10 protein-coding genes and 4 pseudogenes are annotated in these 8,890 nt (G+C 48.7%); 5 read left to right on the top strand and 9 right to left on the bottom strand.

What is annotated here, in order from left to right; genetic code table 11:
* Positions 1 to 74 precede the first annotated feature (74 nt).
* The gene (locus DXA70_RS13220; RefSeq protein ID WP_128118735.1) at positions 75 to 533 is read right to left on the bottom strand and encodes a hypothetical protein; all 459 of its coding nucleotides are present in this window, start codon (positions 531 to 533) and stop codon (positions 75 to 77) included.
* A 158-nt stretch (positions 534 to 691) separates the two neighbouring features.
* Positions 692 to 907 (bottom strand): transposon-transfer assisting family protein, encoded by a 216-nt coding sequence (locus DXA70_RS13215; protein WP_128118734.1) that lies wholly within the window; start codon positions 905 to 907, stop codon positions 692 to 694.
* 91 nt (positions 908 to 998) lie between these two features.
* Here DXA70_RS13215 and DXA70_RS13210 point away from each other — a divergent pair, with 91 nt between their 5' ends.
* The 5 genes and pseudogenes from DXA70_RS13210 to DXA70_RS13190 all read left to right on the top strand — a co-directional run bounded on the left by DXA70_RS13210 (position 999) and on the right by DXA70_RS13190 (position 3,839).
* Entirely contained in the window at positions 999 to 1,238 is a 240-nt protein-coding gene (locus DXA70_RS13210) for a helix-turn-helix domain-containing protein (protein WP_128118733.1), read from the top strand.
* Between the two features lie 148 nt (positions 1,239 to 1,386).
* Positions 1,387 to 1,717: pseudogene (gene mobC / locus DXA70_RS13205) on the top strand (plasmid mobilization relaxosome protein MobC).
* Positions 1,678 to 3,029 (top strand): annotated as a pseudogene (locus tag DXA70_RS13200) (relaxase/mobilization nuclease domain-containing protein). The pseudogenes mobC and DXA70_RS13200 overlap by 40 nt, the downstream one beginning before the upstream one ends.
* 89 nt (positions 3,030 to 3,118) lie before the next feature.
* A complete protein-coding gene (locus DXA70_RS13195; protein ID WP_128118732.1) occupies positions 3,119 to 3,475 on the top strand; it encodes a hypothetical protein in 357 nt (118 codons plus the stop codon).
* Entirely contained in the window at positions 3,405 to 3,839 is a 435-nt protein-coding gene (locus DXA70_RS13190) for a hypothetical protein (protein WP_128118731.1), read from the top strand. The genes DXA70_RS13195 and DXA70_RS13190 overlap by 71 nt, the downstream gene beginning before the upstream one ends.
* A 171-nt stretch (positions 3,840 to 4,010) precedes the next feature.
* Here the strand turns inward: DXA70_RS13190 and DXA70_RS13185 are convergent, their stop codons facing one another.
* From DXA70_RS13185 to DXA70_RS13155, 7 genes and pseudogenes are all read right to left on the bottom strand, one after another.
* Positions 4,011 to 4,376, bottom strand: a complete 366-nt coding sequence (locus DXA70_RS13185) for a cysteine-rich VLP domain-containing protein (RefSeq protein ID WP_128118730.1) — start codon at positions 4,374 to 4,376, stop codon at positions 4,011 to 4,013.
* Positions 4,373 to 4,579 carry a transposon-transfer assisting family protein gene (locus DXA70_RS13180; protein WP_128118729.1) on the bottom strand — a complete coding sequence of 69 codons (207 nt, stop codon included), beginning with the start codon at positions 4,577 to 4,579 and terminating at the stop codon, positions 4,373 to 4,375. The genes DXA70_RS13185 and DXA70_RS13180 overlap by 4 nt, the downstream gene beginning before the upstream one ends.
* 2 nt (positions 4,580 to 4,581) lie before the next feature.
* Positions 4,582 to 5,522, bottom strand: a pseudogene (locus tag DXA70_RS13175) (hypothetical protein).
* 4 nt (positions 5,523 to 5,526) lie between these two features.
* Positions 5,527 to 6,288, bottom strand: a pseudogene (locus tag DXA70_RS13170) (YodL domain-containing protein); the annotation flags it as partial.
* A complete protein-coding gene (locus DXA70_RS13165) occupies positions 6,189 to 7,250 on the bottom strand; it encodes a ParA family protein (RefSeq protein WP_243001422.1) in 1,062 nt (353 codons plus the stop codon). The gene DXA70_RS13165 and the pseudogene DXA70_RS13170, both read right to left, overlap by 100 nt.
* On the bottom strand, positions 7,250 to 8,119 hold the full coding sequence (locus DXA70_RS13160) for a DUF6017 domain-containing protein (RefSeq protein WP_128118727.1): 870 nt from the start codon (positions 8,117 to 8,119) through the stop codon (positions 7,250 to 7,252). Before DXA70_RS13160 ends, DXA70_RS13165 begins: the two co-directional genes overlap by 1 nt.
* Positions 8,120 to 8,246: 127 nt before the next feature.
* Positions 8,247 to 8,849 carry a helix-turn-helix domain-containing protein gene (locus DXA70_RS13155; RefSeq protein WP_128118726.1) on the bottom strand — a complete coding sequence of 201 codons (603 nt, stop codon included), beginning with the start codon at positions 8,847 to 8,849 and terminating at the stop codon, positions 8,247 to 8,249.
* Between the last annotated feature and the right edge of the window lie 41 nt (positions 8,850 to 8,890).

Here is an 8,890-nt window from a genome sequence, read left to right as displayed (position 1 = left end):
CTATTCTTACTTCTTCTAATTCGCAATGACTTTCAAAACTTTTTAGCATTATTCCTCCCACATCTTATTAAGATCTATTTTTCAAAGGATTCCTTAAATGTTTTTGCATCCCCCTTATAATGAATAGACTTTTCTTTCTTACCATTTTTTACAATAAAGGTCATATCAACCTCTGCATTCTCCGTCTCTCGTCCTTTCATTTTCTCCCAGATATAATTGCTAACCATATTGATGGCAAAAGGAAGTAATACACTTTGAGCAATAAATATGATTGGCATCCAAATATCAAAAGAGTGAAGTGATCTAACTGTAATATCACCATCAGAAAGAATGTCATATTTATGATTGCTGTCATTTTCTCTGCAAAATTTCAAAAAATCTATTGTTTCTTGTGCAAAAAAATGACCTTGCTCATAAGAAGCCGGCACAGCAACAAATTCATTTTCTTCTATTTTTGCTAAACTAATTCCATTCTTTTCGCAATAATCATAAACATCCATACTACTATTTTTAATTGTAATATCGTTTTTCATGGCTTGTCTCCTTAAATGCTCATTTTTTCTTCAACATCATTATACTCTATTTAATCTCAAAAGAACAGGAGGCTTCCTCCAAAATAACATTTAAGAATCAGTCCAAATAATAAATGAAATGTTTTCTCGCTACATATAAGATCACCACAAAATTATCCTCACTCATCAAAATCCGGGTACAATTCCAATTCCGCAAATTCATCATCCGTCATGGCCTGAAGCTTGCGGAGGGTACTGTCTGTCAGCTCCATCAGCTCTGTTTCCTCTGCCGAAAGTTCACCACGCATCTCATTCAGGCTTTCAATCAACCCTGCGCGGCTGCCGGTATTATAAATGCACATCAGGTTCATTTCCTCAAAAGTGAAGTTTCCCATATCAAATCTCCTGAACAGGTCCGTAAAAAGTAGACAATAGACAAAAGGCCTCCCCGTGTAGGATAATAGAACTACACGAGGAGGTTTTGCTATGCCCAGAAAATATGTAAAGATCGACGTATACGGAAAAGAAATTTTAGAATTGAAACGAGAAGGTAAAACAAATCGGGAAATTGCCCAGAAGTTAGGAGTAGACAGGAAGTGCATCAGAAACTGGGTATTTCGGTTCAATAGACAGCAACGAAAGCTGGCGGCAGGTATCAAGCTGCATCCAAAAGGCAGGCCACGGAAAGATGCTCAGCCAAGAGACATTGTAGCAGAGCAAGCATAGGAAGCGGGTACCCACTTCCGTATTTTCGACCTCCCGCGCTGCGGCGCGTCGGTTGAAAATTGCTTGTACCCCCACAGGCTATCGCCTGTTGGGGCAGACCCTTGGGAAGTGTCCCAAACCCTCTATGAACGGAAAGGAGCGTTAGAGCATGGACGGACGGAAAAGGACGGTGCAGCTAAAGTTTCGCGTGACGGAAGCCGAGCGCGATTTAGTACGGGGAAAAAATGAAGTTAATACCTACCCGCAACATGGCGGCGTATCTGCGGAAAATCGCAATCGACGGGTATATCCTGCAAGTAGACCATAGCGACATAAAGGCAATGACCGCCGAGATACAGAAAATAGGGGTCAATGTCAATCAGATCGCGCGGCGCGTGAACAGTACGGGCAGCGTCTATCAAGAGGACATAGACGAGATAAAGGGGGTGCTGAATGAGATATGGCGGTTACAAAGATTAAACCTATTAAAAGCACGTTGAGCAAAGCCCTCGCCTATATCCAAAACCCCGCCAAGACAGAAGAAAAAATGCTTGTGTCCTCATTCGGCTGCTCCTATGAAACGGCAGGTATTGAGTTTGCATATACCCTGTCGCAAGCGTTAGAGAAAGGCAACAATTTAGCCCACCACCTCATGCAATCCTTTGAGCCGGGGGAAGTCAGCTATGAAAAGGCGCATGAGATAGGTCGGCAGCTTGCCGATGCGGTAACAAGGGGGCAACACGAATATGTGTTGACTACCCACATAGACAAAGGACACGTCCATAATCACATTATTTTCTGTGCAGTCAATTTCATCGACCACCGCAAATACAACTCCAACAAGCGGAGCTATTACGGCATACGCAACATCAGCGACAGGCTGTGCCGGGAAAACGGCTTGTCCGTCGTTGTCCCCGGCAGGGGCAGCAAGGGAAAGAGCTATGCGGAGTACCAAGCGGAAAAGTCGGGTACAAGCTGGAAAGGCAAGCTAAAAATTGCCGTTGACGCGCTTATCCCGCAAGCGTCAGACTTTGCCGATTTTCTGCGGCTGCTGCAAGCTGCGGGCTATGAGATAAAGCCCGGTAAATACATATCTTGCCGCGCACCGGGGCAGGAACGCTTTACCCGTCTGAAAACGCTCGGCGCGGATTATACAGAGGAAGCCATAACGGAGCGTATCAAGGCAGGCGCACCCGCGCCGCCAAAGCCCCGAAGCAGGAGCGCGGCGGTATCTCCCTTGTTATCGACATTCAGAACAGCATCAAGGCGCAGGAAAGCCGGGGCTATGAGCATTGGGCGAAAATCCATAATCTCAAACAGGCGGCGAGGACGCTGAACTTCCTAACGGAAAACAGGATTGACAGCTATGCAGAGCTTTCCGCAAAAATCGCGGAGGTGAACGCGGCAAGTGAACAGGCGGCAGGCGCATTAAAGGGCGTCGAACGGCGGCTTGCGGATATGGCGGTGCTGATTAAGTATATCACGACATACCAAAAGATAAAGCCCGTGTATGACGCATACCGCAGAGCAAAGGATAAGGCGGCATACCGCGCCGCCCATGAGAGCAGTATCATATTGTTTGAAGCCGCTGTAAAAGCGGTCAAGCCCGCGTTGGTCGGCGGCAAGCTCCCCAACGTCGCCGCGCTGCAAGCTGAATATGCAAAGCTCCAAGAACAGAAAGAAACGTTGTGCGCCGACTATGGCAGGCTGAAAAAGTAGGTCAAGGAGTACGACGTTATCAAGCGGAACATCGACAGTATTTTGCGGCGTGAAAGTGAGCCGGAGCGGGGTAAGGAAATAGCACGGGAATAGTGGGAATATTGATTGCAGCAATAGACATAATGTGATAAAATCATTGTGGGTTATTTTACCGAAAACTAATTACGAAAGGACGTATCATAATGATTGTATATGACTTAAAACAAACAGGTCTTAAATTGAAATCGGAACTTCAAAATAACTGTTCTCCTGAAATGGCAAAAAGGATAGCTTTAGAAATTGAACAGGCTATTCATGCTGACGGAACACCTTTGACCAAGGTGGAAAAAGGACATCTTGTTAAATACATTGAGTTTCCAGTCTATGACCATAAAACAGGTCAAGCGGTTCTTCATGAGGCAGATAATTCCGAATTTTTGAAATTGGTCGCTATTGTTGCTCAAAATATAAAAGGGGATAAACAATCAAATGGAAATAGCATCAATTATAATAGCTGCACTCGCTCTGTTAGTAAGTATTGCTTCACTCGTAAAAAGTAGTGCTGCTTCGAAAACGGCGAATGATTTAACTAAAGGTCAAGTGGAAATGCAAATTCGCAGCATGATTACCGTAGCTAAAGCGCATTTTTCTGAGATGAGCAATCAATTAGCTGCAAATCCCGATAATCCAACATTAAAGGCTTCTGTATCTGCGGCACTTGAAGATGTAGCAAACGCATATGATGAAGCCTGTGCAAAATATTTAGACGGGAAAGTAGACAAACAAAGATTTAAGCAACTGTATGTAAATGAAATACGAAATTGGGTAGATAGTGAGGCGGTTAAAGACAAGTACATAATGCCGCAATCCAGATTTCATGCAACAGTAAAAGTTTATGACGAATGGAATAATCTTGAACGATGAAAATAACGGGGCGCGGCAGCTGATGATGGCCACCGCGCCCCGTCTTTTCGTGGGTGCTGCTTTAAGGGTCTGTTACGCAGTAGAACACTGTTTTTGCGGGTTTAGGTATAAATCCCCTGTCATGCTCAAACCGCGTCTGAAAAGCGGCATGGCGTAAGGGCTTTTTCGCGCCTACTGCGTAACGCGGGCGCGTCGTTTCCGCATCCGCTCGGCGGCTTGCCTGCGGGTGATCCGCTTGCGGCAGTCCGGGCAGTATTTGACGCTGTTTGAGGTGGACGCAAACGCCGTGCCGCACTCGGCGCACCGCCGCCTGTCCTCGGCTTGGTAAAGCTCCGCGTAAAGCAGCTTGTCGGCGGGAAGTACGGCGTTTTGAAACCATCTGCAAAGAAGCGAATAGGAAATGAGCTGCGGACAAACGCACTCGTCCCCATCGTCCAGCAAAATGCAGTTCCCGCCCATACAGTTGCAGCAGGTTTTCTTGATAAGGGCGTTCGCTTTGCGGCTCTGCTGCGGCGTCAGCCGTTTCAGCCCGCTCATACTTCGTCGGCGGCAGATACGGCGAGAGCGGCAAAGTCGGCGTCGCTCATGGCGCGGAGCTTTGCAAGGGTACGCAAGGCAAGCTCGCGCATTTCGCCGTCCATATAGGACAGCGCACCCGTCATTTCCCCGATAAGCTCCCTGCGCGTATCGGCGATGTAGATGCTGATAAGATTTGTTTCCTCAACGGTAAATCGATTCATGCTCATACCTCCATTTCGTGATGTTTTGTTTTTGCCGCCCGCTTCGGAGCGGCTTTCTTCTTGTCGGCGGCAAGCTGCGCCCGGATAGAGGGGCGGGGCTTGCGAATATCCCGGTCGCGGTTTTCGTTCTTGTCGATCAGCGCATAGATGCCGTGCCTGCCCTCAATTTTGGAAAAGGTCAGCGTCTTGTAGGGAAGCAGCGAGAAAAGGCGGTCAACGTCCCGGCTCGATGCAAGCATCATAAACGCCGGGGCAAGCTCTGTCATGTAGTGGGTTTTGTTCGGGCTGTTGGGGCTGTACTGACGTTTCATTTCGGCAACAATGCGCCGCGCTTCGGCTTCAATCAGCCGTCGCGCAGGGCGGCGATATGCGCCTTGAAGTCCCCCGGTGAAAGCTGCTCACGGCTGTGCCGTTCCTCTTGCAGAATGTCGCGCAAGGCTTCGGGGTCGTTTGGCTGCGCCTCAAAGCGTTCAAATTTGCCGTACTGCGGGTGGTCGTTGCCGTTAAACCATTGCTTTGCGGGCTGCTCGGCGCGCCCATATTCATAGATAAGGGCGTTTGTGTCTGCGGGAAGTGCCTGCTCCCGAACATGCCGGAAATGGGCGGCATAGTCCAGCTCATAGAGGTTTCCCCGGATTTTGCCGCGCTCCCTGCCTGTCAGCTCCACGGCATAGGCAAGAATACGGTCGCGGGTCTGCTCACCGTGGAACTTCCATGTGTTGTATGGGCGGGTGTCTTTGAGAAAAACGTCGCGTTCCCGGAAGCAATGCGTCCCGGACGGGCGGGAAAGCCACAAAAGCAACCTGTCCTCGCGGTTGGGACTTGCAGCAGCCTTGTGAATGATCTTCTTGTCAATCTCAAAATCGCTTTGATAAAAGCCGGTGTTCTGCTTCATCACCGCATCAAGGCAAGCCAGTATATCCACGTTTTCAAACTTCTGCATACGATCAGGTCCTTTCCAAATCCTGCGTCTTGCTCCTTTGCGCCTTTCTTTGGGCAGTCTGCTCCTTTGCCGCCCGAAGCTGCGCCCGGATCGAGGGCTTTTCCTCTTTGCCGCGCTCCTTATCGGCATGGATGGCGTTCGCAAGGTCAATCAGGGAAATCGGCTCACCCGCCTTTGCTTTCTGCTCCAATTCCCCGACGGTGGGCGTCTGCGGCGTGTTGTTGATGATACCGTCAAAATTGTTGTCGTTCTGCTCCACAATATCCTCAACGTGCTTTAGATAATTCTGCGGCTGCAAAAACTCCGGCGTCTGTCGATAGCCGATGCTGTCAACGTAATGCGCCGTGTCCTGCCCGTTCTGATGCAGCACCACCACATCGGAAACGGAAAGGCTGTGTCCCTTAAAGTCTTTCGGGTGGTCGATATTAAAGCGGGTAAAAATAGCTTCAAGGCTCGTACCCGGTGCAAGGGGCGCGGAATAAATCAGGTCATAGTTCGCCGGATCAACCGCGTGTCCCGCTGCGGTCAGACGGTCGTAAGGCTCAAAGCGCAAATCCCGCGTTTCGTCGCCGCGTTTGAGCTGGTAAATGGAAAAGCTGTCCCTGTCCGGCTCCTGCGCCTTTGCATAAAGTGCCTTGACCTCGCCCTGCGTCAGCTCCCCGGCGTTCAAGCTCTGTAACAGCTCCCGGCATTTCTCCGGCGTCCCGACAAACAGCAAGTCGCCCGGTATGGCTTTCCCGTCTGGCTGCTGCTCATAGGCTTGCAGGAAAGAGCGGTCGGCAAGGCATTCGCCAGCACCTCCTTCGTCAGAGATTGGTAGGCTTCTGCCACCTTGCCTTTGGGATCGTGCTGGAAAATGCTCTTACCCACGGCACTGATTTCCGCAGCACGGACAGATCGGGGAATGGTCTGGTCAAACACTTTGATCTTGCTGCCGTAAGCACCTCGAATCAGGTTGTCGATCTGCTGTCCGTAGTTGGTGCGGCTGTCAGTCATAGTCAGCAGGATGCCCTCAATTTTCAATTTGGGGTTGATCTGCCGTCGGACCTTCTGCACGGTCTGCAAAAGTTGTTCCAGACCCTTTGCAGACAGGTACTGCGCCTGCACCGGAATCAGAGTGGTATCCGCTGCGGCCAGTGCATTGATGGCGGTATCTCCGCAGGAGATAATTATAAATTCGCACATAGTGCGTACCGCTAGCCATAGAAGCGGAGCGACTACGGTCAGCATCCCAAGGGAAGGAGTGCAGTCCAGCAGAATAAAATCGTACTCCCGTTTGGCACTGTCCAGCACCTGTTTCAACAACTTTTCCCGATTCATGCAGTTGAGGGGAGACACTTCCAGCCCTGCCAGTTCGATGTTGGCAGGGATCAGGTCAACGCCCTCTGCATGGTGCAGGATGCCTTCACCGGGCGGAATACTCTGATCGTCCATGGCTTTTGCCATCAGAGTGGAAAGGGTGGTGGGCAGTTCATCGGGCTGCTGCCAGCCCATACTGATGGCAATGTCTGCGCAGCGGACAACTATGAATCCGCATACAGTGCGCACAACTGGCCATAGGAGCGAAGCGACTATGGTCAAGCTGCCCTGCGGGTCAGCGTCCACCAACAGGACCTTCTTGCCCTCCATCGCCAGACCGATGCCTAGATTTTCACAGGTCGTGGTCTTGCCGGTGCCGCCTTTCTGGTTGACGATGGCTATTGTGGTTGCTTTCTTTGAAATTTTTATCACCCCCGCATCGCTAAGTCGTGATTAGTTTGGTTCTGGTAGGAAAGCTGCATCGTGGTGGGTGCGTTGTACAGAGAAGCGAGCAGGTATTGTTTCATGTTACGAATCGGGCTGCTGTTCTCTGCAAGGCACTTCAGCACAAAGCAGATATGGTCGGCGTTCAGCTTCATAAACCGGCTGCGTACCACCTCGGCGGGCTTATCGTCCCCGGCGATGTGCAGCATCTTGCGTTTGGTGGCACAGGTGTCTACCAGCAAATTCACGATTTGGTAGAGGGTATCTTCATCATCCGGGCAGAGCCGGAGAAGAAGGTCTATCTCCAAAGAGCATGAAAAATATTCTTCGGGCAGTTCGCGATTCTTCATCTTTTCCGATTTGTCGGAAAGGATAGGATTCGTATTATTCATCTCTGTTTTATTCTCTTTCTTCTTAATACCTCGTGATTTTACCGGGTCTTGACAAGCGATTTTAGAGCCACAAGAATCGTCATTATCACGGTTCTTGACACTCTCCTTTGACGATTCTGCCGAAAAGTTCTTCACATACACCAAACTTGGCTTTCCCAGACCTCTTCGTTTTCGTTCAATCAAACCAAACTTTTCGAGTTCCCGGAGCAGCTTGGTCGCTTTGTTGTCTGCGCAACACAAAGTCCTCTTGACATCCTCGATTGTGAAGATGATGAACGCTCGGCCTTTTTTGTCAAACCATTCATTTCTAACAGAAAGGCTCATACGGTCAAGTAGGATGCCGTACAGGGTTTTGGCATCGGTTGACAGATCTTGAAACCGCTGCTCCTGAAAAAGAGCCTTTGGAATGCGGTAGAAGGAGAACAGCTCTCCAGCTTGTCCGTAGAAGTAGTCAAGGGTCATGTGGATTTTTCAACGTTTTGCTCCAGCTTGTGTTCAAAAAAAATCGACCGCCTTTCGTTTGAAAATAAAAAGCGCACTCTTTTCTTATTGAAAAGTGGTGCGCTATGTAATATAATGGTTGTATAATTTAGCTATCCAAAAGATAGTCGATGAGATATTCTTTCGGAATCATGAAAGATCGTCCGACTTTCAGGCAGCGAATTCTATGTTGATGGATTCTTCTGATGATGGCAGTCTGGCTTTTGAAACCGAGTAAAGTTGTTGCTTCTTCGACAGACAGCACATCAGGATAGTTCACAAATAATTTTTCATAATACTCTTTTGCTTGATTTTGATTCATTATCCTTGACTTTCCTTTCGTTTTGTGCCTAAGCAGAGGAGCGTTTTGCCCTGCATCCCTCCTGAACATCCCTCCAATTTCCTTTTTTGCGTTCCAAATCGAAAAATCGGAGCCGAGGGGAAACGCAACGAAAAATCGTAGATTTATCAAAAAATTATTCGATGTGCTGTTGTTTTTACGCTTTAAAGTCGGGCACCAGATGACCTTAAAGATCACCAGATGACACCAAATGGAAAACCCTCCCGAAAACTCAAAATCCCTTGTGCGAATAACACGTGTGGGTTCGACCCCCACCACCGGCATAAAAAACAGCTTCAAGCTTTGAACTGCACCCCATTTGTTAGACAGTATGGTATACTGTTTAGGAAATGGGGTGTTTTTGTATGCCAAAGGGAATACCACAGAAAAAATATAGTGGGGAATTCAAAATA

The sequence above is a fragment of the Faecalibacterium sp. OF04-11AC genome, assembly GCF_003460645.1.
Lineage (GTDB): Bacteria > Bacillota > Clostridia > Oscillospirales > Ruminococcaceae > Faecalibacterium > Faecalibacterium prausnitzii_I.
The sequence above is the reverse complement of the archived record's forward strand: the minus strand, read 5'-3'. Positions and strand labels throughout refer to the sequence as shown.

Coding starts and splice junctions, on each gene's coding strand:
- DXA70_RS13220 (WP_128118735.1), bottom strand. CDS start 533: ATGAAAAACGATATTACAATTAAAAATAGTAGTATGGATGTTTATGAT.
- DXA70_RS13215 (WP_128118734.1), bottom strand. CDS start 907: ATGGGAAACTTCACTTTTGAGGAAATGAACCTGATGTGCATTTATAAT.
- DXA70_RS13210 (WP_128118733.1), top strand. CDS start 999: ATGCCCAGAAAATATGTAAAGATCGACGTATACGGAAAAGAAATTTTA.
- DXA70_RS13195 (WP_128118732.1), top strand. CDS start 3,119: ATGATTGTATATGACTTAAAACAAACAGGTCTTAAATTGAAATCGGAA.
- DXA70_RS13190 (WP_128118731.1), top strand. CDS start 3,405: ATGGAAATAGCATCAATTATAATAGCTGCACTCGCTCTGTTAGTAAGT.
- DXA70_RS13185 (WP_128118730.1), bottom strand. CDS start 4,376: ATGAGCGGGCTGAAACGGCTGACGCCGCAGCAGAGCCGCAAAGCGAAC.
- DXA70_RS13180 (WP_128118729.1), bottom strand. CDS start 4,579: ATGAATCGATTTACCGTTGAGGAAACAAATCTTATCAGCATCTACATC.
- DXA70_RS13160 (WP_128118727.1), bottom strand. CDS start 8,119: ATGACCCTTGACTACTTCTACGGACAAGCTGGAGAGCTGTTCTCCTTC.